This is a genomic window from uncultured Veillonella sp. (genome assembly GCF_900545795.1).
Lineage (GTDB): Bacteria > Bacillota > Negativicutes > Veillonellales > Veillonellaceae > Veillonella_A.
Genome location: NZ_URAR01000025.1, coordinates 1 through 23810, shown reverse-complemented (window position 1 = coordinate 23810; position 23810 = coordinate 1). Strand labels below are relative to the sequence as shown.

The 23810-nt window shown below is 38.4% G+C and carries 23 protein-coding genes and 1 pseudogene; all 24 read right to left on the bottom strand.

The genetic code is table 11. The annotated features are described in order from the left end of the window. Positions 1–469: pseudogene (locus QZR90_RS09135) on the bottom strand (diaminopimelate decarboxylase); the annotation flags it as partial. Between the two features lie 222 nt (positions 470–691). Next, positions 692–2326, bottom strand: a complete 1635-nt coding sequence (groL, locus tag QZR90_RS09130; RefSeq protein ID WP_295791232.1) for a chaperonin GroEL — start codon at positions 2324–2326, stop codon at positions 692–694. Between the two features lie 79 nt (positions 2327–2405). Then, positions 2406–2687 (bottom strand): co-chaperone GroES, encoded by a 282-nt coding sequence (gene groES / locus QZR90_RS09125; RefSeq protein WP_295791229.1) that lies wholly within the window; start codon positions 2685–2687, stop codon positions 2406–2408. A gap of 124 nt (positions 2688–2811) precedes the next feature. Beyond that, a complete protein-coding gene (locus tag QZR90_RS09120; RefSeq protein WP_295791226.1) occupies positions 2812–3393 on the bottom strand; it encodes an ANTAR domain-containing response regulator in 582 nt (193 codons plus the stop codon). A gap of 177 nt (positions 3394–3570) precedes the next feature. Then, positions 3571–5076: a sensor histidine kinase gene (locus QZR90_RS09115; protein ID WP_295791222.1), complete on the bottom strand. Its 1506-nt coding sequence runs from the start codon at positions 5074–5076 to the stop codon at positions 3571–3573. A gap of 210 nt (positions 5077–5286) precedes the next feature. Continuing rightward, a complete protein-coding gene (tsaD, locus tag QZR90_RS09110; RefSeq protein WP_295791220.1) occupies positions 5287–6303 on the bottom strand; it encodes a tRNA (adenosine(37)-N6)-threonylcarbamoyltransferase complex transferase subunit TsaD in 1017 nt (338 codons plus the stop codon). 159 nt (positions 6304–6462) lie between these two features. Further along, complete coding sequence (rimI, locus tag QZR90_RS09105) at positions 6463–6918, bottom strand: ribosomal protein S18-alanine N-acetyltransferase (RefSeq protein ID WP_295791234.1); 456 nt, start codon at positions 6916–6918, stop codon at positions 6463–6465. A 62-nt stretch (positions 6919–6980) separates the two neighbouring features. Further along, entirely contained in the window at positions 6981–7745 is a 765-nt protein-coding gene (tsaB, locus tag QZR90_RS09100) for a tRNA (adenosine(37)-N6)-threonylcarbamoyltransferase complex dimerization subunit type 1 TsaB (RefSeq protein WP_295791217.1), read from the bottom strand. After that, entirely contained in the window at positions 7729–8229 is a 501-nt protein-coding gene (gene tsaE / locus QZR90_RS09095) for a tRNA (adenosine(37)-N6)-threonylcarbamoyltransferase complex ATPase subunit type 1 TsaE (protein ID WP_295791215.1), read from the bottom strand. The genes tsaB and tsaE overlap by 17 nt, the downstream gene beginning before the upstream one ends. A gap of 177 nt (positions 8230–8406) precedes the next feature. Then, positions 8407–9414 carry a thiamine-phosphate kinase gene (thiL, locus tag QZR90_RS09090; RefSeq protein WP_295791213.1) on the bottom strand — a complete coding sequence of 336 codons (1008 nt, stop codon included), beginning with the start codon at positions 9412–9414 and terminating at the stop codon, positions 8407–8409. A 131-nt stretch (positions 9415–9545) separates the two neighbouring features. After that, positions 9546–10115 (bottom strand): GerMN domain-containing protein, encoded by a 570-nt coding sequence (locus tag QZR90_RS09085; RefSeq protein ID WP_295791211.1) that lies wholly within the window; start codon positions 10113–10115, stop codon positions 9546–9548. Between the two features lie 5 nt (positions 10116–10120). Continuing rightward, complete coding sequence (locus tag QZR90_RS09080) at positions 10121–11290, bottom strand: N-acetylmuramoyl-L-alanine amidase (RefSeq protein ID WP_295791209.1); 1170 nt, start codon at positions 11288–11290, stop codon at positions 10121–10123. Positions 11291–11602: 312 nt separating this feature from the next. Beyond that, positions 11603–12583: a ComEC/Rec2 family competence protein gene (locus QZR90_RS09075; protein ID WP_295791206.1), complete on the bottom strand. Its 981-nt coding sequence runs from the start codon at positions 12581–12583 to the stop codon at positions 11603–11605. A gap of 36 nt (positions 12584–12619) precedes the next feature. After that, positions 12620–14167: an NAD(P)H-hydrate dehydratase gene (locus QZR90_RS09070; RefSeq protein ID WP_295791203.1), complete on the bottom strand. Its 1548-nt coding sequence runs from the start codon at positions 14165–14167 to the stop codon at positions 12620–12622. A 12-nt stretch (positions 14168–14179) separates the two neighbouring features. Continuing rightward, entirely contained in the window at positions 14180–14545 is a 366-nt protein-coding gene (acpS, locus tag QZR90_RS09065) for a holo-ACP synthase (RefSeq protein WP_295791199.1), read from the bottom strand. A 174-nt stretch (positions 14546–14719) separates the two neighbouring features. Beyond that, positions 14720–15367, bottom strand: a complete 648-nt coding sequence (rpe, locus tag QZR90_RS09060; RefSeq protein WP_295791194.1) for a ribulose-phosphate 3-epimerase — start codon at positions 15365–15367, stop codon at positions 14720–14722. Positions 15368–15371: 4 nt separating this feature from the next. Then, positions 15372–16232: a ribosome small subunit-dependent GTPase A gene (rsgA, locus tag QZR90_RS09055; protein ID WP_295791190.1), complete on the bottom strand. Its 861-nt coding sequence runs from the start codon at positions 16230–16232 to the stop codon at positions 15372–15374. Between the two features lie 7 nt (positions 16233–16239). After that, on the bottom strand, positions 16240–18156 hold the full coding sequence (gene pknB, locus QZR90_RS09050) for a Stk1 family PASTA domain-containing Ser/Thr kinase (protein WP_295791186.1): 1917 nt from the start codon (positions 18154–18156) through the stop codon (positions 16240–16242). Positions 18157–18166: 10 nt separating this feature from the next. Further along, positions 18167–18868 (bottom strand): Stp1/IreP family PP2C-type Ser/Thr phosphatase, encoded by a 702-nt coding sequence (locus QZR90_RS09045; protein ID WP_295791184.1) that lies wholly within the window; start codon positions 18866–18868, stop codon positions 18167–18169. Between the two features lie 36 nt (positions 18869–18904). After that, the gene (rlmN, locus tag QZR90_RS09040; RefSeq protein WP_295791180.1) at positions 18905–20005 is read right to left on the bottom strand and encodes a 23S rRNA (adenine(2503)-C(2))-methyltransferase RlmN; all 1101 of its coding nucleotides are present in this window, start codon (positions 20003–20005) and stop codon (positions 18905–18907) included. Positions 20006–20007: 2 nt separating this feature from the next. Then, the gene (rsmB, locus tag QZR90_RS09035; RefSeq protein ID WP_295791177.1) at positions 20008–21492 is read right to left on the bottom strand and encodes a 16S rRNA (cytosine(967)-C(5))-methyltransferase RsmB; all 1485 of its coding nucleotides are present in this window, start codon (positions 21490–21492) and stop codon (positions 20008–20010) included. Next, positions 21485–22243 carry a DUF116 domain-containing protein gene (locus QZR90_RS09030; RefSeq protein WP_295791174.1) on the bottom strand — a complete coding sequence of 253 codons (759 nt, stop codon included), beginning with the start codon at positions 22241–22243 and terminating at the stop codon, positions 21485–21487. Before QZR90_RS09030 ends, rsmB begins: the two co-directional genes overlap by 8 nt. Next, positions 22236–23183, bottom strand: coding sequence for a methionyl-tRNA formyltransferase (fmt, locus tag QZR90_RS09025; protein ID WP_295791171.1), 948 nt, complete (start codon positions 23181–23183; stop codon positions 22236–22238). The genes QZR90_RS09030 and fmt overlap by 8 nt, the downstream gene beginning before the upstream one ends. Positions 23184–23191: 8 nt before the next feature. Beyond that, positions 23192–23728, bottom strand: a complete 537-nt coding sequence (gene def, locus QZR90_RS09020) for a peptide deformylase (RefSeq protein WP_295791167.1) — start codon at positions 23726–23728, stop codon at positions 23192–23194. Between the last annotated feature and the right edge of the window lie 82 nt (positions 23729–23810).

The following is a 23810-nucleotide window of genomic DNA, read 5'->3' as shown; positions in this document are numbered from 1 at the left end:
GGCCGATAATGGTGTTGCCACCTTCTTTTAAAGAGCCTGGATTGTAGCGGAAGCAAATGCGTTCAGGCAACGGACGACGTGCTTCAATATATTGGATATGAGTAATGTCATCTAGATTAATAATAGCTCCCAACTCAAAGGCTTTTTGGAATTCTTCATAAGGAGTATCATTGGAAGTAAAAATAATATTATCCCCTGTAATACCAACTTTTTCGCATAGTACTAATTCAGCTATTGAAGAGCAATCGGCACCTACTCCTTCATTTTGTAAGAGTCTTAAAATATAAGGATTTGGTGTAGCTTTTACAGCAAAGTAATTTTTAAAATTAGGTACCCAAGAAAAGGCCGAAATAAATTCACGAATATTCTCTACAATGCCTTTAGCATCGTACATATGAAATGGTGTAGGATATTCTTTTATAATGGCTGCTAACTCTTCAGCAGTAACTGGTAATGTCTTTTGATTCATAGAGCTCTCTCCCCTCTATTTTACGATTAATGTATTTGATATTGAAATACATTATACTTAATTTTTATAATCCCTGTCAATTCTATAGAATTAGAATAAGGGATTTAACGATATAGTATTTTCAGATACTTACTATGTTATCTGTGCAATACAAAAAGACCTATGTACTGAAATACAGTACATAGGTCTCTTATTATGTATTTACCGCAGTAGGCGATTAGATTACATCATGCCGCCCATACCGCCCATGCCACCCATTGGAGGCATAGCAGGCGCTGCTGCATTATCTTCTACTTTGTCAGCTACGATGCTTTCAGTAGTTAATACTAAAGCGGCAATAGAAGCTGCATTTTGAAGGGCAGAACGAGTTACTTTAGCTGGGTCAACAATACCAGCTTTAACCATGTCTACATATTCTTCAGTAAGGGCATTGAAGCCTACACCGCTGTCAGTAGTTTTTACACGTTCTACCACTACAGAACCTTCAAGGCCTGCATTGTAAGCGATTTGACGAAGAGGTTCTTCTACAGCACGTTTAACAAGGTTAATACCTGTTTGTACGTCCCCTTCTTCTTTTAAGCTATCAAGTGCAGGGATAATGTCGATTAAAGTAGTGCCACCACCAGCTACGATACCTTCTTCAACAGCTGCACGAGTCGCATTAAGAGCATCTTCGATGCGTAATTTTTTATCTTTAAGTTCAACTTCAGTAGCCGCACCTACTTCGATAACAGCTACGCCGCCAGATAATTTAGCAAGGCGTTCTTGAAGTTTTTCTTTGTCGAATTCAGAAGTAGTTTCGTCTAATTGAGCTTTGATTTGACCAACGCGTTGTTTAATTTCGTCAGCATTACCAGCACCATCGATGATAACTGTTTCATCTTTTGTTACACGAACTTGGCGAGCAGTACCTAAGTCTTCAAGTTCTACTGCATCAAGTTTACGGCCCATATCTTCAGTGATTACAGTACCGCCAGTTAAAATCGCAATATCTTCAAGCATTGCTTTACGACGATCGCCAAAGCCAGGAGCTTTAACAGCTACTGCTTTGAAAGTACCACGCAATTTATTAACAACAAGTGTTGCTAATGCTTCGCCATCTAAATCTTCTGCAATGATAAGTAATTCTTTACCTTGTTTAACTACTTTTTCAAGCGTTGGAAGCATGTCAGCAATAGCGCTGATTTTGCGGTCAGTAATTAAAATGTATGGATCATTCATTACTGCTTCCATTTTGTCAGGGTCAGTTACCATGTAAGGAGAAATGTAACCGCGGTCAAATTGCATACCTTCCACTACGGAAAGATCAGTTTGAAGACCTTTAGATTCTTCAACAGTGATAACGCCATCATTGCCTACTTTTTCCATTGCTTCTGCAATAAGGCCGCCGATTTCAGCGTCACCAGCAGATACAGAGGCTACTTGAGCGATATCAGCTTTTCCGTTAACTTTGATGGATTTCTTTTTGATTTCTTCCACTAAAGTGTTAACTGCAAGTTCAATACCTTTTTTCAAAATCATTGGGTTAGCACCAGCTGCTACATTGCGCATACCTTCTTGAATCATAGCTTGTGCAAGCACTGTTGCTGTAGTAGTACCGTCACCAGCTACGTCATTAGTTTTAGTAGCTACTTCTTTTACTAATTGAGCGCCCATGTTTTCAAATGGATCAGAAAGCTCAATGTCACGAGCAATTGTAACACCATCGTTAGTGATAGTTGGAGAACCGAATTTTTTATCTAATACTACATTGCGGCCCTTAGGTCCTAAGGTTACTTTTACTGCATTTGCTAATGCATCTACACCACGACCAAGAGCACGGCGAGCATCTTCATTGAAAAGAATTTCTTTTGCCATAATATATTACCTCCTATATGACATAAGTCATATACTTAAAAACTAGTTATATGTATGTAATGCTTATTTAATTGCTATATTATAAAATAGCTAAAATATCGCGTTCGCTAATAACTAAATGGTCTACACCATCAATTTTTACTTCTGTACCAGCATATTTGGAGAACATTACTTTATCACCAACAGCTACTTCAGGAGCTATGCGCTGACCATTGTCATAAACTTTACCGGCCCCTACTGCTACTACTTCACCTTCGGAAGGTTTTTCTTTTGCAGTGTCTGGTAAAAAGATACCACTTTTGGTTTTTTCTTCTTTTTCAAGGACGCGAATTATAACACGGTCGCCTAAAGGTTTCATCATTGTTAATCTCTCCTTTGAACTAATTTTAATTAGTATATTAGTTAATATCTATTTATTAGCACTCACTACTGTTGAGTGCTAACTACAATTATTATTATAGCCGATTAAAAATAAATTGCAAGTATTATTTTTGATTTTTTGACTTTTTAGTTGCTAATAGAATTTTCCGACATGTATCGCCTATGGTGATTTGTTTATCCATACTGAATTGGCGAATGCGGCGATAGGCTTCTTCTTCGGAAATCTTATACAAGTCCTGTAATAGTCCACTGGCCTTACTAATAAGTTTGCGTTCTTCTAAGGTCGCTTCTAAGTCCAGTATATTCTGTTTTAAATTTTGATCTTCCTCATAACGATGGCGTGCCATCTCTAACGTAGGCAGCAATTGTTCTTCCCGTACAGGCTTGATTAGATAACCATAGACACCTGACTCGCCCGCTTTTTTTACTAAGTCAGCTTGACTATACGCTGTAAGGAGTACTACGGGGCCTAAATCTTTATGTCTAATTTGACGGGCTGCTTCAATGCCATCAAGTTCAGGCATTTTTACATCCATTAAGATTAAGTCAGGAGCTAGGCTGCTACCTAAGCGCAATGCATCGACTCCATTGCGCCCTTCCCCTACCACTTCATGTCCTGCCGCTTCTAGCTGATCGCGTAAGTCCATGCGAATTAAAGATTCATCGTCTACAATTAAAATTTTCATACTTTAACCTTCTTTGTGATCTCTCTTTTAACTTTGTTCCTACAAATTGATATTTATTATTTGCTTATATTTAATTGAGCATACTCAATTCGAGTATTCTTAGTTTACTCGTTTTAACTCATGTATCTTAAGGGCTCTTATTTTATATTATTTCCTCTTAATGGCATCGTCTTACTATTATTTTTCCTCAGCGAATTGAATTTGAATTTCCGCACCATCTGTATTGTTAAAAGTAAGGGCGCCATTTAGTTCATTTTCCACAAGATTTCTAATAATCTGAAGACCTAATCTTGAAGATAATTTTAAATCAAAATCAGGAGGAAAACCTTGTCCATTATCTTTGACCGTAAGATGTACAAAACCATCTTTACGAGCCGTATGTATTGTAAGACGGTTTATCTGAGAGTCTGCAGATATGTTAACTTTTCTTGCTTCTACAGAATCTAAATTACTACTTTCTGCTCGAGGTAAGCTATTAGAAGTAGATGCTGAAGGTAATTCTAAAAAATGGAATCCATGTTCTAAGCTGTTTGAAATAAGTTCATTTAAGATAAGGGAAATATAACTACCCCTATGTGATGAAACTGTAATAGAAGGGCCTTCATAACTGAATTCTAATTGTTGTTCAGGCCGCATCATGGAGCGACGTAATAGACGCACCAGCTCTTCTGCAATGGTGCGCACTTCAATGTAATCTTCATCGTAATGAGAGATTAGCTCATGAACTAAAGCCATGCTTTCTATTCGACTTACTCCTTCTTGAAGAGCTCTTTTTACTTCCTCATTAGCTGAACGACGCCCTTCCATGCGAAGTAAACCGGCTACAACTTGTAAATTATTTTTTACGCGATGATGAATTTCTTTTATTACAGAATTTTTTACTAATAAGGCTTGTTCTTGTTGGCGATATTCAGTTTGATCTTTTAAAATCAAGAGACTGCGCTTGCCATAATGACCACTACTTACAGGAATAAGGCGTTGTTCTAAAATAATATGACCATAAATTTCCTCAGTAATGGCACCGCGATGCATTTGCAAAGCTTGCTTTACCCAACTCATTTTTATAGATCCACCATATACTGATGTGTTCAGTAATCGACGGTCAAATCCTAATAAATCAACTAATCTTGCAGCTGCTTCATTGGCATATAGAATAATGCCTGATTCATCAAATATAATTAGACCATCATGATATGATAAGGGCTTATAGAGTTCTGCTTGCTGTTGCGGTACCATCATGGCCATATAGGTGGTGTCCGCTAAAATATCAGATCGATTAGTTTCTTCTTCACTTTCTTGATGCGTAAGGCCTGTATGGATAATGGCAATACCACCAATACAGCGCCCCCCATTATCAATGATAGGAAAGGCCACTAATCGCTCCATACTGCCGAGACGGCGCTCCATATATCCTTTAACTGGTGTGGCTTTTTGGAGTACCTCATGCCAAAGACCTACCTCGTAGGGCTTGACGCTCTTATATTGTGACAAATCATTAGTTAAGTTATTTTTTGACCAATAGATAATCTGACCTTCTATATTATACGTATATACATAGACTTCTTGCTGCGGCAAGGAGGATGCAAAAGGCAGTAGCTCTATAATAGTCAGGAGCAGTTTTTGCTGTATATCTGATAAAGAGGTTACTTTTTCTAGCACCGCTCCACTTATTAAGGCTGTCATAGGTACCTCCTTAGCAATAAGAAACCCAATATAAGTATTTAAAATAGAAGGTTAAAAACACATGTAGCAAGAAGTAACTACAAATTAATGTTTGCTAAATATAGCATGTAAAAATAATTTACTATAAGCAACTAACAATTAGAGAGAAAAGCTCTAAGAACAAATGACAAACACTGCTTATTGAAAAGCGTCAAATAATAAATAGAGCTCTTATAGTCCTAAAGGGATAGCTGGCTTCGCATTTAAGTGAAGATCTGAAAATTTCTTCGCTTGTGCCATATAGTAAGCTCTACAACCAATCATGGCTGCATTATCAGTGGCTAATATAGAGCTAGGCTCATAAAAGGTCAGCCCCGATTCTTCACACATGGCTTTTAAGGCTGCTTGTAAGTGTTTATTCGCTGATACACCACCAGCTAAGGTAATTTTAGTTTGGCCTGAAGCGAGCGCTGCATCTTTAGTTTTTTGAACTAATACATCAATAATAGATTGCTGAAAGGAAGCAGCTACATCGGGCTCATTGATTTCGTTTCCCTTTTGTTTTTCATTGTTAATGTAATTTAATACAGCTGATTTTAAACCACTAAAGCTAAATTCAAAATTTCCCTTTTCCTGTAGCGCTTTAGGAAAATCAATGGCATTGGGATTACCTGTGGCACCTACTTTTTCAATTTGAGGCCCACCTGGATACGGATAGCCAAGAACACGGGCAATTTTATCAAACGCTTCTCCAGCCGCATCATCTCGTGTTTGCCCTAATACTTCAAAGGTTTCATAATCTTTAACGATTACGAGCATAGTATGACCACCGGACACTACAAGGCTTAAAAATGGTGGTTCTAATTCTTGATGAATTAGAAAATTAGCGAAAATATGGCCTTCCATATGATGAACACCGATAAGTGGCTTCCCTGTAGCAAAGGCGAGTCCTTTGGCAGCGGCTACACCAACTAACAAGGAGCCGACTAAGCCAGGTCCATAGGTTACGCCAATGTGGTCAATATCCTCTAACTCAATATGAGCATCTTTTAGGGCTTGATCTACAATGGGAATTACTTGTTCGATATGATGGCGGGAGGCAATTTCAGGCACTATACCGCCGAATTTTTGGTGAATAGGTACTTGGCTAGAGATAACATTGGATAACACTTTGCGACCGTTCTGTAAAACGGCAGCGGATGTTTCATCACAACTACTCTCAATAGCTAAGGTATATATATGATTCATGTATGATTCTCCTTCACAGAACTGCTCAGCAGTCCTTCATTACATGTTACTTTTGCATGTGAGATTTTTTAGGTACAACTTTTTTACATGCAATTTTTATTTCATTTCCTTTAATGACTGTGTTTTTTTATGAGTGAAATTTTTATGTGCCATTTTCCCTTACATATTGTTTTCTTTCACACGAGACATAATATAGGCATCCTCTTGCGGATCAGTATAATAGTTTTTTCGTATTCCTTTTACAGTAAAGCCTAATCGGCGATACATGGCAAGAGCACCTAAATTAGATAAGCGTACTTCTAAAAAGATTTCATTCATCTCTAACTCAAATAAAAGGCGCACTAACTTTCTAGTGAGCATAGCGCCATATCCTTGCCGTCTATATTGTGGATGAATGGCTATATTGGTAATTTGCCCTTCATCAAGTACTAGCCAAGCTCCGGCATAGCCAATAATTTGGCCATCTAGTTCAGCTAGGACATAGAGGCGATCTGCAGCATGGTTTGAAGAGAATTCTGCTGTAATAGATTCTAAGGACCAAGGTACCGAAAAACAAGCTTTATCTAGTTCATATATGGCCTCTGCATCTTCTATAGTTGCTTGACGTAAGGACAGCATAATTCACTCCTACTCCACAAATTAATTAGTAAATAACAACAAAATATACAATGATTTTTTTATTTTTCTATTTGGTCAGCTACTTCCGTAATAATGACTGTAGCTTCTTTTTCAGCGCTTGTATTCTTAGCTTCAGGGTGACGGGCATCCCATAGCACTTCTGCTTCTGAGCGACGCATGTAGTAAGGCGCTAGATTTTCACTTTCGTCTTCGCCATTTAGAAATTGAGGGAGTGCTTTTAGCAATAAAGAGGACGCCTTAGGAACGCGCAAATGAGGTGGCGCTAAATTAATATGAGGATAACTTGCCTCTAAAGTAGCACTAATTTTATTTAAGCCATCACCTAATACTGTAACAAATTCTTTTCGCTCATTTAAGGCTTGTAAGGCATCTTCGCGTTTTTTGATAGTAGGTCCTTGTAGACATACTAACTCGCCCTTTTCCCACGTATATAGGCCTTCGTAGACCTGTTTCTTTTGCGCATCAATCATGATGGCGATGAGCCCTTCTGTATTATAGAAATTATAGGCCATACCATCTAGAGTCATAACGCCAATTAAAGGAATATGTAAGGCATAGGCTAAAGCTTTCGCTGTACCAAGACCAATGCGTAAGCCTGTAAAAGACCCAGGACCAATACTAACTGCAATGCCTTTTAGTTCACTGCGTTCTACTTTACTTTCTTTTAAAAGTAATTCAATATGAGGCACTAATTGTTCCGAGTGAGTTAGACCCGCTTGAATGGTTAGTTCATTAAAAATGCCTGTTTCATTCATAAGGGCAACGCTAGACACAGCGCTACTCGTTTCAATTCCTAAATACATACTTGCCTCCCATGCGTTCTAATTCTTCAGCGCTTAATTCATCTGTTTTAAAATGAATTAAACGCGTATCCTCTCCAGTCCGCTCAATAATGATCCATAGCACTTCTAAAGGTAAGGCGTCAGGAAATTTATCAGCCCACTCTACAATGCTCATAGTATCTTCCGTGAATTCAGCAAAGCCAATACCATCAAGCTCAGCTTCTTCGTCTAAGCGATACACATCAAAATGATATAAATTGCCATGACCAGTTTCGTATGTATTCATGAGGGCAAAAGTAGGACTAGTCACTTCTTCAGCGATTCCAAAACCCTCAGCAATACCTTGCGACATATGAGTTTTGCCTGTACCTAAATCACCAACTAAGGCAATGCATAAGGATTTTGTATATTCTTTTATAAAGGCCCCTATTTGATGACCTAATTGCTTGGTGTCAGCCACTGATTGAGACTGACAAAGCATGGTTTGATTATATGAGTCTTTCATTACTGCTCCTAAAATATTTGTATCAAGTTAATTTTATTACTTTAATTTTTTTATTGTTTAAACATTTGTTTATTTAAGTTTATATGACCGTTATTAGTTCTATAGTCTAAACAAGTTTGGAATAACTATTATTACAAAACTTTTAATTGGTATATTTTTATTCGTTTTATTAAAGCTTTATTTGTAAAAATGGTTATACCCTCTAGCGTTCATAATACTAGTTTCGCCAGCAATTGTTTTTACACGGACAATGCCTGCTTCTCCCTTTTTAACTTTACCGACTACGCGACCAATAGGTGTTAAATGAGGGCGGGCTTTACAAGCTTCAAAATCGTCTTCGTTCATAGTCCCAACAAGCTGGAAATCTTCACCACCATACCAAGCGAAATGATACGGACTTTCCCCGATTTCTTTGGCTAATTTAAGAGTTTGTTTATGAAGAGGAATAGCACTTTCATCAATTTCCATGATAACATGTGAGGCTTGAGCTATTTCATTAAGCTCACTGCTGAGACCATCACTTATATCATTTAAGGCATGAGCGCCACTTTTTAGTAAGGATTTACCAATTTTTACTTGTGGTTCTGGCATCAAATGGGCACGCTTAATAGCTCTATAATCTGCTATTTCATGCTGAAGGGCATAAAGCCCCGCTGCTGATGATCCCACAGTATTAGTTACAAAAACAATATCATCGACTTTACTGCCGTGACGATAAATAGCCTTACCTGAAGGAACCTCACCAATTACGGTTAAATTAATAACCATCTTTGAGGGGGAACTAACTGTATCACCACCAATTAAATTAACTTTATATCGTTTAAATATTTTTTTTATGCCTTTATAAAATTCCTTACAGAAAAAAACACTCGTATAATGTGGTAGTGCAATAGAGATTACCGCCTCTAGTGGTGTGCCCCCCATCGCTGCAATATCACTAAGATTGGCAGCACCCAGTCGGTAACCTAATTGGTAGGCCGTGATCGTTTCCTTTGAGAAATGAACATCTTCTACCATCATGTCAGTTGTAATGATTTGGTCTTTATTTGAATCGGCTTTATACACTGCACAGTCATCGCCAATACTATATATTACGCGTTTAGGGCGATTAATTGTGTCATTTTTTATTAGATCTATAAAAGCAAATTCTCCTATGTCGCTTATATACTCTTGTTCCATTCTCATAGTAGACCTCACATCTTTTTTCGACATTATATGACGTATCAAATTGATACTAACATTGACAATTACGATATTATTATACCACAAAAAAACTCCCCTTAAAGAACTAGGAAGTCCTCTAAGGAGAGTCTGTATTATTTCACTATTTGTTTTTCCATGCGCTTCATAGGTTCAGACACATCATATCCACCATAGAGGTCGATGGATTTACCATTGACTAAAAACTGTACTTTCTCTACACCATCAAATTCAGTGGCTGTATTAACGAGTGAAGCAAGTCTTAATTGGGCGGTTAGTCCATCAATATTGGATTTATCTAAAAATTCCTTAGATAAATCAATATAGGCTATATGGTCTTTAATATTTACACCATTTACTTTAGTTCCTTTAGGAAAAATTGGATAGGATTGACGGCTGTCTTCATCCAATAAGAAGGTAATGGCATAAGCTATGGTCTTTTTATCGCTATCGACAGTGAATAATTTAGGTGTTACCCCTTTACCATTATCCAAAGGCACATAGATTGTCATTTTTGACATACTGTCTTGACTAGCGTTAGCTGCTTTAGCACTTTCTGTCTTAGTGGAAGACTGGCTCGCTTTTGCTGAAGAACCAAGTTCATTTTGATCTGCACTGCAACCTGCTAAGACTAAGAGTAAAGCACTTACAATAGTGACTAACATGAGACGTATAGACTTAGTCATCTTTATTACCCCCTAAAATAGTTTTCCACACCTGATGCAATTTCATCAGCGAAGTCTTGTTGGACGCTGTCCTTTTTAAGTAAAGCTTCTTCTTTAGGATTGGAGATGAATCCAAGTTCAACAAGTACAGCAGGCATTAAAGAACGGCGAAGTACATAAAGATTACCTGGTTGGATGCCACGATCGCCACCAAAGCCAGATTCGTCTGCAATTGTAGTTTGAATACGATTTGCTAAACGAGTATCGTATTGTGTTTTTTCATAATAGTAAGTGGCAATACCGCCTACAGATGGATTGCTAAAGGAATTGATATGAACACTGATAAATAAATCTGATTTAGATCTTGTACCAACATCCACACGAGCTTGTAGTTCATCAGGACCACTAGCATTAGGACCGTATACGTCCACATCAGTAGTACGTGTCATATATACTTTAGCGCCCTTGGCTTCAAGAGCTTTTTTCAATTTCATAGAAATTGGTAAAGTTACATTTTTTTCCATTAAACCAGTCGGTCCAATAGCACCTGGGTCTGTACCACCATGACCAGGGTCAATAGTGATAATTTTGCCTTCAATACCTCCGCTAGTGCGATAATCTACTTTAGCCGCCACTGGCGTAGTTGTAGAATTAGGTATTACTACAGGCTTTTTAGGTACTGTAGCACTTGGTTTAGGTGTAGACTTGTTAGTATTTACAGCTACACTTGGGGTTGTCTTATTACTGCCGTAATACGTAGTGCGAGGTGCCACCCCTTTTTGTTGAATATCAATTACCATGCGATCAGGTTTATTATTGACCTTGTCTTTAGGTAAAGAGAAGACTTTAATATCTCCTACATCAATGGAACTTGGCGTTTTTAAAATTACATCTGTAGCCTTTCCATTTTGGTCAAGTTTGGCTGATTTTACTATCTTTGGATTCATATCCAAGGATTTATTATCGGTTTTGATTTTTGTGTTTTTCAACTTTACCGTCGTAGTAGTACCGCTCTTATCAATTGATGCGGAGGCTTCTACAGGAGCTGTCAGATTTAATACAACTCTAACAAATGGCACTGGAGCATCATTTCGAGTTACCCAATACATATCACTTATTTCGGCGGATTTAGCTGATACTATGGAAAAAGGTAATATGACAATAGCTAGCAATAGCATCATCCAAATTTTACGCAACGTAATCACTCCCATCAACTATTTGCGTGACGTATTATTTTTTACATTCTTTTTAAGACTAATTCATTATACCATAGTTTTTTGAAATAAAATGCTATGTATAGAATTTTCATTATTGATTCACAAAAAAATACGCTATATAGTACTTACCGATAATCATTGGTACTATATAGCGTAATCAAGTTTTTATTTAAAGGTTGACAAGTTTTTTAGGGAATATAAATATGGCTGACTGTATTCAAGAAAACTTGCTTATATTTATCTAATGAATTTGCTTAAAATTTGCAAAGTCTCTAGTAGAAAATAAATATATTATTTTTCCTGCGTAATTGCCCAGGTTTTGCCATCTGTATGAATTTGAATTGTTCCCATTGTATCAGTGCGGTATACAGTAATCTTTTCTGCTTTTAATCGCTCCAATGTTTCTCTATGAGGATGTCCGTAATCATTATGAGCTCCATCAGATATTATAGCTGCTTCTGGTCGCACAGAGCGAAGGAAATCTTTCTGCGAAGAGGTTCTACTACCATGATGGCCTATTTTAATAATGCGACTAGAAAGCTTTGTGTTTTGCTCTTTAATGAGGCGATTTTCTTCTTGCTTTTCCGCATCACCTGTAAATAGCATAGAAAATTTACCAAATTCAAGTTTTCCTACGATGCTATTATTATTTAAATCACCCTTCCCTTTATTATCTACTAAAGGGTCTCCTTCCCAAGGTGCATATACTGTAAATGTGGCACCATTGCCAAAATCTACAGTGTCGCCTTTATACAGAACGGTTCGTGGAATTTTTAGGCGCTCTACATTTTTCATATAAGTGCGATACACTGAACTACTATAAGTCATGCCATTATCATAGACATGCTCAATTTTTATATTGGCATCTACGAGGGCATAAAAACCGCCCAAATGATCGGCATGAGGATGAGTAATAATTACATTTTTTAGAGATTTTACATTATATTTTTTTAAATAAGCGATTAAATTATCGCGATGCTCTACATCACCGGTATCAATTAAGGAGAATGTATCGCCTGAGCGGATTAAAAAAGCATCGCCTTGCCCAATATCTAAAGCGTATACATCAAGATTACCTTCTACACCTTGCGTGCTGCTTTGTGGTGCTTTAGATTGCACTGCATTGGCTAAATCACCTAAGGCATTACTACAACCACTTAAACTTAAAGTTAAAAAGGTGGTAAATAGTACAATACCTAACACTTTAAGGCTTGAAATTGGCTTTGATATAAGTAATCGATTCAAAAAGGTAAAAATTTGTTTTATATTCATGTTGACCTACTAACTTTATTGACTACATAGTATGTATTATAATTTGCTGATTTCATAAGGTAGCTGCTCCGCTACTTCAGTGGCCGTATAGCCAAAAAGTCGTGCCTCATTTAATGTATCGGCGCTCTTTCCATGAAGGTATACAGCTAACATAGCCGCTTCTACGGCTTCTAAGCCTTGGCCTAAAAAGCCGGCAATAATTCCTGCTAGTACATCTCCCATACCTCCTGAACCCATTCCAGGATTGCCAGACTTATTAATAGCTACGAATCCATCAGGACTGGTTACTACTGTAGGAGCTCCTTTTAATACAAGTACGACTTGATGTTGAATGGCAAATTGACGAGCTAGCTCGACGCGTTGTGCCTCAATTTCTTCCACTGATTTTCCTGTTAGTCGACTAAATTCACCAGGATGTGGTGTAAGAATTGGTGGAACTGGTTTGCCTTTTAGTGATTCACTGAAAGTAAGCATATTGCCAATGGCCCATAAAGCATCTGCATCAATGACTAAAGGCGCTGTAGTTTGAGCCATAAAGTTTTTAGCCAATGTACTGATTTCTTCGTTTCGACCTAAACCAGGGCCTATAACGATGGCATTTTTTTCTCCTCCATGCATGCGCAAATGGATCAGATTGCTAAAGGCGCCAGTCATAATTTCTGGACGAACTTTGGCTTGCATGGCACTTAAGCAGTCTGTAGGCACTATGGCAGTTACTTTACCAGCCCCTGCTCTAAGAGCTCCTTCTGTAGCCATTACAGGGGCGCCAATCATACCAGCAGCACCACCTATAATTAAAACATGACCATTTGTGCCTTTGTGCGCCGTAGCTTCGCGCTCTGGAATGAGAGCAGATGCCAATTCGTCATCGATTAATTCTGTAGGAAATGATTCGTTGGTTTCATCATATAAGGCTAATTCCCAATTAAAACCTAATCCTTTGATGATAATGTCTCCACAGTATTCTCTAGCTGGGTAAAGATACATACCCTGTTTAGGTGCTCCAAAGGTAATCGTTATATCGACGCCCAAGGTGCCATTGGCTACATCACCGGTGTCTGGATGTACCCCAGAGGGCATATCGACTGCAATGACTAAGGTGTCTTTATAAATGTCTAAATAGGCCTCCACAGCATCGAGTAGATCTAGCATGGGTTGACGCAAAGGGCCTTGTAGGGATGTACCAATTAAGGCATCGACTATAACCGTGGCACCTTCTATGATATCTACACCATCAGCTAAAGATAAAACGGGGATGTCTAAAGAATCTACGATTTCTTTTTGCATAGTAAAAAGTTCAGATTCACTTCCACCACTATTTGGCGTTAATACGCGAACCTCATAGCCCCAAGCATCTAGATGGCGAGCCGCTACTAAGCCGTCAGCACCATTATTGCCAAAGCCAGCTAAGATAAGTATTTCTTGTTCCTTATGAAGCTCTTTAAAGCGTTTTTTTAACTCTTCTGCAATAACTTGAGCGACACCATGACCAGCATTTTCCATCAGTAATGATGTAGGCAGATGTCCTTTAGTTTCAGCCCAAGAGTCGATAAACTGAGCCTCTTTACTTGTTAAAATTCGCATATGTATCTCCTTTTATGATATGAGTAAAACTACAGCTGTAGCATATTCTTTACAATGACTAATAGATAATTGGATGGATTGTATACCTTGCTTTTTTACTACGTCTCCAAAATATCCTGTACAAAGGATAAAGGGAGCACCTAAATGGTCGCGCTTAATTTCTATGTCTTGCCAGCTACCACCGCGAAAACCCGTTCCTAAGGCTTTAAAAAATGATTCCTTAGCAGCATACATGCCAGCTAAGGAGGCCATCTTTTGTTGTCCACGACTTTCGGCATAGGCTAATTCATGAGGCGTAAATACACGAGGACCAAAGTGGGCACGAGTCATAGCCTTTTGAATACGAGCAATTTCAATAATGTCTGTCCCTACCTTCATATGATCTCCTTTTAAAAATAAAAGCCCTTTAAAGGGCTTTTACTAATATTGCTTGTTAAATCTACTGAATCCGTATTATTGTGTGTAAATACATCATGTAGTTTGTACGTAATTTACACGAATATAACTCATATAAATATAGTTTACATATAAATGGATTCATCCCTTGGCCACTTAGCCTCGTAAGGTGGAAATCATAGCGGCTCTATCATCAGCATTAAATACAGCCGAGCCAGCCACTAAAATCTGAGCCCCTGCATTTCGCACTAAAGGTGCAGTTTCTGGATTAATGCCACCATCTACTTCAACTACAGCATCAGGGCGTTTCACATAATCAAATAATGCACGTGCTTTTTTGATTTTATTAACAGCATGAGGAATAAAGGATTGACCACCAAAGCCAGGATTTACGCTCATAATTAAAATCATATCTAAATCAGCGGCTATATCTTCAAGCACCGCTACAGGTGTAGAAGGATTTAGGGCTACACCGGATTTCATGCCAGCGCTTTTAATTTGCTGCACTAAGCGATGCATGTGCGTTGCGGCTTCAGCGTGGAATGTAAAATATTGGGCACCTAATTTAGCTACCTCTTCTACATAAGCTTCTGGATTAGTCACCATTAAATGAACGTCAAATGGTAATGTAGTGGCTTGACTTAAGGTTTTTAGCATGGACGGACCAAATGTTAAATTAGGCACGAAATGACCATCCATAATATCCACATGAAGTAAGTCGGCGCCTTTTGTTTGAACATCTAAAATCTCTTCTTTTAAAATTGTGAAATCGGCTGATAACATAGAAGGTGCAATTTTTACCATAGGATCACCACTTTCTTTGACTCTTAATTTCTTCTCGAATTGTTAAATAGGATTCATAACGAGTTTTTGCAATTTGTCCTTCATCTACAGCATTTTTAATGCCACAAATCGGCTCATGCTCATGATAACAAGGACTAAATTTACACTGCTCTTCATATTCAGCAAATTCTGGATATAAAGAGGTTAAGCGCTCCTCAGAAATATCACTAAAATCTAAGGCACTAAAACCAGGCGTATCCATAATAAAGGAGTGTTCATCAATACTATATAATGACGCGTGACGGGTTGTGTGGCGACCGCGTTTAATCTTATCGCTCACTTCTCCGGTTTGAAATTGGAATTTCGGTTCGATTGCGTTGAGTAAACTGCTCTTGCCCACTCCGGAAGGCCCTGCAAAAGCACTGACCTTACCTGTCAGCTTGGATTTTAATTCATCAATGCCTTCACCTGTGAAGGTTGACGCCATAATTACTTCATAGCCTGCCTGTTCATACAAACGAACTAATGCTTCATTCTCTTCCGTATGTAAGTCCCATTTATTTATACAGAGGATGAGTGGAATGTCCGCATGTTCTATCATGACTAACAGTTTATTTAGAAGTAGCTCATTAATATCTGGTTCATGAGCTGCCACTACTAAAATCACTTGATCTAAATTTGCCACAAAAGGGCGTTTTAATTGATTGTGTCGCGGCAATATTTCTTCAATAGTGCCATCCACAGTGTAGGTCACGCGATCACCGACGAGCAAGGAATAGCGTTTTTGTTTTAGTCTACCTCGAACTTTACATTCGTGCACTGTTCCCAGATCATCTTGTACATAAAAATAACCGTTTACATTTTTAATTACAATACCTGTATTCATAAATCTCCTATAAATTTTGATCTTGAACCATTGTACCATTAATATAAACTTGAATTCTTACATTACCAGTACCGGATACATCTTTTACAATACGTTCGCCTGGCTGTCCAGTGCCATCAAAGACTGTACGAGAGCCACTATCATCTGATACAACAATGCGCACCGATTGATTTGCCTTACCAGATGGAACTGTAATATCTACTGTACCACCAGTTGTTTCATTCTTAGCCGGCTTTTCTTCAGCCTTAGCCTTTGCTTCCGCAGTAAAAGTGACAGCACTACCAGAATCAATAGAAGAACCTGTAGCTGGATTTTGTGATTTAACGATGGCATCATCGCTGTCAGATCCACTAATGGTACCTACACTTAAGCCTAAAGCCGCTAAAGCTTCTTTAGCATCTTTTACAGTCATACCTTCTAAATTAGGTACCGATACTTTTTTAGCTTTGATGCGGTTCACTACTACATCGACAGTAGCTCCTTTATTTACCTTAGAGTCACTTGGTGGCGATTGCATTAGAATGACACCATCTTCCTTGCTCTCATCAGATTCATTGGTTATTTTGCCAATGACTAAGCCTAAATCTTTGAGTCGATTTTTCGCTTGATCTAATGTAAGCCCTGTTAAATCTGGCATCGTTATATCCCCTACACCTTTACTTACTACTAAGTGTACTGGTCGCTGCTCTTTTACTGATTCGCCAGCACCAGGACTTTGGGAAATAACCTGACCTGCTGGTACATCAGGATTAGAGACTTCACTAATGGTAACACGCAAGTGATTATCTTCAAGAATGTGTTTAGCTACTGATACTTGTTTTCCTACTACATTTGGTACATCTACAGTAGCATTGCTCCAGAAATTGCCAAATACAAAGAAGGCCCAAGTAAAGGCAAATAAGAAAATAGCTAAAGCGGCTAAAATAATATATTTACGAGGTAAATTATTTAAGCGATTAAGCCAACCTTCTTTTGTGTCATCCTCTTCATCGATATCCCCCATGTAAACTGTATCATCAGCTACAGGATGAATTACATCAGTCACAAAATCATGAGGTACGACGCGCGTTGTACGGCCTGTGGCAAAGCCTTGGGACAAGCGCAAATCACTAATCATATCAGATACGGTAGCAAAGCGATTTTCCGGTTGTTTCTCCAAAGCCTTCATAACCGCTGACTCAAGTAAAGGTGGAATGCTAGAGTTGTAACGTGTAGGAGGGATTAAGCGCTCCTGTACATGTTTTAAAGCGACGCTAATTGGCGTATCTCCATCATAGGGAACGCGCCCTGTCAACATTTCATAGAGCACCGCACCTAAGGAGTAAATATCGGTGCTCCCATTTACAGGTTTGCCACTAGCTTGCTCAGGCGATAAATAATGAGCGGACCCCATTATGGAATTAGTATACATAATGGTATTGCCTGCATTCATAGCTCGGGCAATGCCAAAATCAGTCACTTTGATGCGGCCCGTATTCGTGATGAGCACATTATGTGGCTTAATATCGCAATGTACAATGCCCATAGCATGTGCATGTTCTAAGCCTTCCGCAATAGCCACGGTAAACTTTACTGCTTGATCTACAGAAATTTGCTTATGATTGACAATATATTCTTTTAAGGTTTGCCCTTCCACATATTCCATGACAATGTAATTATAGCCTTGATCAAAGCCTACATCATACATACTGACAATATTAGGATGGTTGAGCTTACCTGCAGCTTGTGCTTCACGCTTAAATTTAGATACAAATTCATCATCACCAGCAAAATTATCGTGTAACACTTTTATAGCTACAATGCGGCCCAATAAGGTATCTTTCCCTTTAAAGACATCGGCCATGCCGCCTACGCCTATTTTTGAAATTATCTCATACCGATTGTCAAGGACTAGACCTTGCAATTTCGTTTTCATCTCTTTCATTATATATACCTCACTCTATGGTACCTACTACAATCGTCACATTATCTTTGGCGCCTTCATTGTATACAAGACTCATTAAATCTTCCACAAGTCTTGTATTGTCAGGCTCCTGCTGAAATTCAGCTTCAATTCGTTCTGGCGAAATGTAGCCGGTTAATCCATCGGAGCATAAGAGAATGCGATCACCTGGTTGTAATTCAACTAGGCCACCATCCACCTCTACATTAGGTTCTACACCAACGGCGCGGGTTAATAAATTGCGCTGCGGATGATTTATCATGTCTTCTTTCTCCAATTCACCAGCTTCATATAAAGCTTGCACCATAGAGTGGTCCGTACTAATTTGTTTTAATGAATTATCAGTCAATACATATAGGCGACTATCACCTACATTAGCCCAATATAAGGTATTCTTGTGTATATAAGCAACTACTACCGTCGTGCCCATGCCTTCTAATTCGGGCGTTTCTTTTACTCGATTGAAGACTTCTTCATTGGCCGTATTGATATATTGTTTTAATTGCTCCACCGTAGGCTTAGGATTGTTTCTTAGCTGTTGTGCTAGAGAGTCAATCACCATAGTGCTGGCGATTTCGCCCCCTTTATAGCCACCCATGCCATCAGTTACGATAGCAAAGGAATCTTCTATATAAAAGCGGTCTTCATTGCGCTGACGCACTAAACCTATTTTACTCATACCTACTATATTCATAGGGTCTCCTTTACTTGTAGATTTTCTTGGTCAATCTTATTGCTTTTTTGCCATTTCTTCAGCAAGACGTGTTCCTGATTTTTCTTCGGTATCAGTAGCATTAGAATCAGAGGACTTAGCATGTTGAATTTTTAATTGACCACAAGCAGCTTGAATGGCATCGCCCATTTCTTTGCGAACGGTAACGGATACGCCATAAGAAGCTACTATATTTTTAAATGCTTCTGTGTTTCGTTTTGATGGCTTAAATAAATGAATATGTTCATTGCCATTAACAGGAATTAAATTTACATTGCAATTAGGGAAATCTTTAACTAATTCGCCTAATTCATGAGCTTGAGCTATAGATGAATTAACGCCATCAATGAGGATGTATTCAAAGGTAACACGGCGATCAGTCTTTTCATAGTAAGTCTTCACCGCATCTAATACATCAGCTAATTCATAATAGCCTCCAATAGGCATGATTTCACGACGCACTGTATCATTAGGAGCGTGTAAACTCAAAGCTAAGGTAATAGGTATACCCTCATCAGCTAATAAGTAAATATTTTCTACAATTCCACAAGTTGATAAGGTCATGCGTCGGTAACCTATGTCAAAAGACTCTTTCTCATGTAAAAAACGAAGTGCTTGAATTGTATTTTTATAGTTTTGTAATGGTTCACCTGCACCCATAACAACAATGGAGTGAATGCGCTCTTTTAATAAGGCGCCAAATAACAATACCTGTCCCACTATTTCGTGAGTTTCTAAATTGCGATATAAACCACCTGTTGTGGACGCGCAGAAAATACAGCCCATAGCACAGCCTACTTGTGATGATACACATACAGAATTACCATAGTGCTGCTTCATCAAAACAGTTTCTACCTGGTTATTATCTGCAAAGCGAAGCAAGAGCTTTTTCGTTTGTCCATCAGGTGCTGTTTTCTCCGTTACAATGGTAGGGATACTAATTTTACAATGTTCCTTCAACCAATTACGCATGGTTTCAGGCAATTGCATCATATCATCAAAGTCAAAAATATATCGTTTATAAATATAATCCATGAGCTGCTTAGCTCTAAATTTAGGAAACTTATGCTCCACTAAAAAGCTCTGTATTTCTCCTAAATTTTTACCTAATAATTCCATTCTTATAGTTCCTTTTTTCTAAGACGAGCCATGAAGAAGCCATCCATATTATGACGAGTAGGCCATAAATTAATCATGGGACCCTCTACTGTAAATGGCAATAAAGGGGCGGCATCTTCTAAGACAAATTCCGTGTGTTTACGTAAAAACTCCTGGATAACGTCTTCATTTTCTTTTTTATTAATTGTACAGGTTGAATATACTAAAATTCCACCTGGTTTTACCGTCTTAGCCGCACTGTTTAAAATCTCTAATTGTAAAGATGGTAAACGATCTAATTGCTCTTCTTCTTTTTCCCAACGCATATCGAGCTTACGCTGTAAAATACCTAAACCAGAGCAAGGCACATCGGCTAATACTTTATCAAATTGATTATACCATTTTTCAGGTAAATCAGTGGCATCTACATTAGAAAAACTTACGTTGGTAAGCCCTAAACGACGCGCATTACTCTCCATGAGCGCTAGTTTATGCTCATGAAGGTCATTGGCTATTACTTGGCCTTTATTGTCCATTAACGAGGCCATATGCATCGATTTGCCACCTGGCGCAGCACAGCAATCTAATATAGTATCTCCTGCTTTAGGGGCTACTGCAAAGGCTACCATCATGGATGCAAGGTCGGCAAATGTAATAAGACCTTCTTTAAACCATTTTGATTCATCAATAGGCCCCATATGACGATCGATGTAAATTGCTGTATCTAGTTTATCACTAACTTCAACAATCCATTGAGCAGCTCGCATTTCCTCTACTACTGCTTCAGTAGTCGTTTTTAATGTATTAACTCGCGCTGTTAAGCGAGGCGATGTATTAAACCATTCGCACAAGCCTATAGTTAATTCTTCTCCATATTCTTTGAGCCAACGCTCTAATAACCAAGTAGGCTGATTATATATATAAGCTAAGCGCTCAGTTTCTGAATGCGCCAATTCATCAATGGTGAATGAGTCTGTATTTCGCAAATAATTGCGCAGCACCCCATTGATAAAGCCTTCTAAGCCGCGAGTCATTTTCTTGGCTAATTTTACCGATTCATTAACAGCTGCGCTTTCAGGCACTTTATCTAAATAAATAATTTGGTATAAACCAAGGCGGATGATTTGATGTGCTAGAGGAGATAATTTTTTTAATGGACGCTTAGTAAGCCCTACAATAATGGCATCTAAATAATTCTTTCGTCTGACTACGCCATATACTAGTTCAGTTAAAAAGCGGCGATCCACATCAATTAATGTATGTTCGCTAATATAATGCTGTAATACTAAATTGGCATAGGCCTTATTTCGCTCAATTTCCACTAAAGCTTGGACTGCTAAACGGCGTACATTAATTGGTGTAGCAGCAGGTTTGTTATGTCCTTGCTGGTTAGTGCCACCTTTACGAGGCCCTGGTTTAGGCTGGTTCTTGTGAAACGTATTCTGTTGTTGTGTATTACCTTTTTTTACTTTCATTTGCTTACCATTAGTAGGCCTTTTTTTATCCATTAATTAATTTCTCCACTGCTTCTTTTATTCGATCCGTATCAACTCTTGTGTTGCAACATGGTCCACAAGGGCGCTCATTAAGTACACCAATAACAGGAATAGGAAATACATCATTCATGCCACTTACTAAATCGCGCTCACAAGCGATGGCTACAATAGCCTTAGGTTTAACTTTTTTTATCATCAGTCGTGCCAAAGTACCACCGGTTACAACCAAGAAATGACAGCCATAGGTGTCAGCAATATCTAATAAAGTCCCTACTTGGCAGCGACCACAACGTTTACAATTATGCACGTCGGTTGTCACTTTATGAACACAATCGCTTTGTTGTAAGCAATGCGGCGTTAGCAATAAAATGCGATCAGCTGGTACTTTGTAAAGGTTTAATTCTACTAAGTAATTGATTAAATCAATCAAAGCCTGGCTAATAGTGTCCTTTTGTATTCCTAAGAGACGTCCTACAGCAATGACAATAGGGAAAAAGCTATATAGCCAACGATTGCTTATACGCAATAAAATAAAGTGTATCTTAATATGCTTTGACGTGGCTAATAGCATCAATCCCCACATAGACCAACAGAGTATAGGAAATATAGCTAACACTATTTCACCTAGTATAGCAATGGTCTGACCAAATTGCATGAGTCCAGGCCAAAGTAGATATCCTAAAAGAACTGCTATTACTGTTATTAAGATAAATACAAGGCCAGTCAGTTTAAAATATAAAGGATATGTTCCTAGCTTATTCATTAAATGAAAGCCCTACCTTTACTTGATGTCCACGACAAAAATCACCGGCAACCATGCGTTTTTTATTTTCAGGTTGCACTTCTAAAATTTCTAATAAGCCCTCACCAGTAGCCACTACAAACGAATTATCTAATACGGCTACTACAGTACCAATAGGACCATGTAAGGATTTATCAGCTTCATAAGGACGCGCTAGCCAAACTTTTAAACGCTTTCCATTTACGAACGTATAACAGCCTGGCGCTGGATTTAAACCACGCGTTTTATTGCTTAATATTTTCGCATCTAATTGCCAATCGATGCGGCCCATATCCTTTGTAATTTTAGTTGTATAAGTGGCTTCCTCATCATTTTGTGGCACAGGCGTAATCTCACCAGATATTACACCTGCTATTACTTCATTAATTCGACTGCCTCCCAATTGGGCTAAGCGATCAAATAATTGGCCACTTGTTTCTAGTGGCTCAATCGGTGTTTTAGTCACCTCTAACATATGACCAGTATCAAGGCCGTCATCCATTTGCATAATAGTGACACCTGTTTCAGTATCCCCATTTAAGATGGAAAATTGAATAGGTGCTGCACCGCGATACTTAGGGAGTAAAGAGGCATGCACATTCATACAGCCATACTCAGGGTAGGCAATCAACCAAGGTGGCAATATTTTACCATAGGCAACAACCACTACTAATTGAGGTTGTAATTCTGCAATCAAGCTTTGTGCCGTTTCATCACGTAATGTAAGGGGTTGATATACATTTATATTATGCGCCAAGGCTACTTCTTTGACTGGGCACATTTGAACTTTCTGACCTCTCCCCTTTTGCTTATCAGGTTGGCAAAAGACGCCCACCACCTCATGTGGTCCATTGATTAAAGCGTTTAAAGTGGGAACTGCAAAATCAGGTGTTCCCATGAATACTATGCGTAATGGCTCCATAGAACCTCCTAAACAGTTACTTTAGTGGATTCAGATTTAGCTACTTCAGCTACAGCTGCTTCCATTTCAGCTAATGGATTTTTTTCTTCTTTTTTAACTTCATAAGCAGCTTCCACTTTTTCAATAAATAAAATGCCATCTAAATGGTCAATTTCATGCTGAATGATGCGGGCTAAGAAACCCGAGGCTTTAATTTTTTTCTTTTTGTTATTGCGATCGATAAATTGCACCTCAATAGTTTGGTAGCGTTTTACATCACCGAAATAGCCAGGTACGCTTAAACAACCTTCAAGACCTAGCTGACAACCTTCGCCTTTTACTATAACAGGATTAATAAATTCGCGAAGACCTTCGCCATCGTCAACAACGATGATGCGTTTAGATACATTTACTTGTGGTGCGGCCAAACCTACACCATCTGATGTATACATAGTAACCGCCATATCATCTAATAATTGACGGATTTTTTTATTTACAAATTCTACTGGCTCAGCTACTTGCTTAAGCACAGGCTGACCTACTTTTACAACATCTAAAACAGCCATGAGACCTCCTAAAAAATTGTATTATCATATTAAACGGGATCTACATCAATATGTAGACCATCTTGCGTAAAAATCCAAGAAT

Coding starts and splice junctions, on each gene's coding strand:
- groL (WP_295791232.1), bottom strand. CDS start 2,326: ATGGCAAAAGAAATTCTTTTCAATGAAGATGCTCGCCGTGCTCTTGGT.
- groES (WP_295791229.1), bottom strand. CDS start 2,687: ATGATGAAACCTTTAGGCGACCGTGTTATAATTCGCGTCCTTGAAAAA.
- QZR90_RS09120 (WP_295791226.1), bottom strand. CDS start 3,393: ATGAAAATTTTAATTGTAGACGATGAATCTTTAATTCGCATGGACTTA.
- QZR90_RS09115 (WP_295791222.1), bottom strand. CDS start 5,076: ATGACAGCCTTAATAAGTGGAGCGGTGCTAGAAAAAGTAACCTCTTTA.
- tsaD (WP_295791220.1), bottom strand. CDS start 6,303: ATGAATCATATATATACCTTAGCTATTGAGAGTAGTTGTGATGAAACA.
- tsaB (WP_295791217.1), bottom strand. CDS start 7,745: ATGTATTTAGGAATTGAAACGAGTAGCGCTGTGTCTAGCGTTGCCCTT.
- tsaE (WP_295791215.1), bottom strand. CDS start 8,229: ATGAAAGACTCATATAATCAAACCATGCTTTGTCAGTCTCAATCAGTG.
- thiL (WP_295791213.1), bottom strand. CDS start 9,414: ATGAGAATGGAACAAGAGTATATAAGCGACATAGGAGAATTTGCTTTT.
- QZR90_RS09085 (WP_295791211.1), bottom strand. CDS start 10,115: ATGACTAAGTCTATACGTCTCATGTTAGTCACTATTGTAAGTGCTTTA.
- QZR90_RS09075 (WP_295791206.1), bottom strand. CDS start 12,583: ATGAATATAAAACAAATTTTTACCTTTTTGAATCGATTACTTATATCA.
- QZR90_RS09070 (WP_295791203.1), bottom strand. CDS start 14,167: ATGCGAATTTTAACAAGTAAAGAGGCTCAGTTTATCGACTCTTGGGCT.
- acpS (WP_295791199.1), bottom strand. CDS start 14,545: ATGAAGGTAGGGACAGACATTATTGAAATTGCTCGTATTCAAAAGGCT.
- rpe (WP_295791194.1), bottom strand. CDS start 15,367: ATGGTAAAAATTGCACCTTCTATGTTATCAGCCGATTTCACAATTTTA.
- rsgA (WP_295791190.1), bottom strand. CDS start 16,232: ATGAATACAGGTATTGTAATTAAAAATGTAAACGGTTATTTTTATGTA.
- pknB (WP_295791186.1), bottom strand. CDS start 18,156: ATGAAAGAGATGAAAACGAAATTGCAAGGTCTAGTCCTTGACAATCGG.
- QZR90_RS09045 (WP_295791184.1), bottom strand. CDS start 18,868: ATGAATATAGTAGGTATGAGTAAAATAGGTTTAGTGCGTCAGCGCAAT.
- rlmN (WP_295791180.1), bottom strand. CDS start 20,005: ATGGAATTATTAGGTAAAAATTTAGGAGAAATACAGAGCTTTTTAGTG.
- rsmB (WP_295791177.1), bottom strand. CDS start 21,492: ATGGATAAAAAAAGGCCTACTAATGGTAAGCAAATGAAAGTAAAAAAA.
- QZR90_RS09030 (WP_295791174.1), bottom strand. CDS start 22,243: ATGAATAAGCTAGGAACATATCCTTTATATTTTAAACTGACTGGCCTT.
- fmt (WP_295791171.1), bottom strand. CDS start 23,183: ATGGAGCCATTACGCATAGTATTCATGGGAACACCTGATTTTGCAGTT.
- def (WP_295791167.1), bottom strand. CDS start 23,728: ATGGCTGTTTTAGATGTTGTAAAAGTAGGTCAGCCTGTGCTTAAGCAA.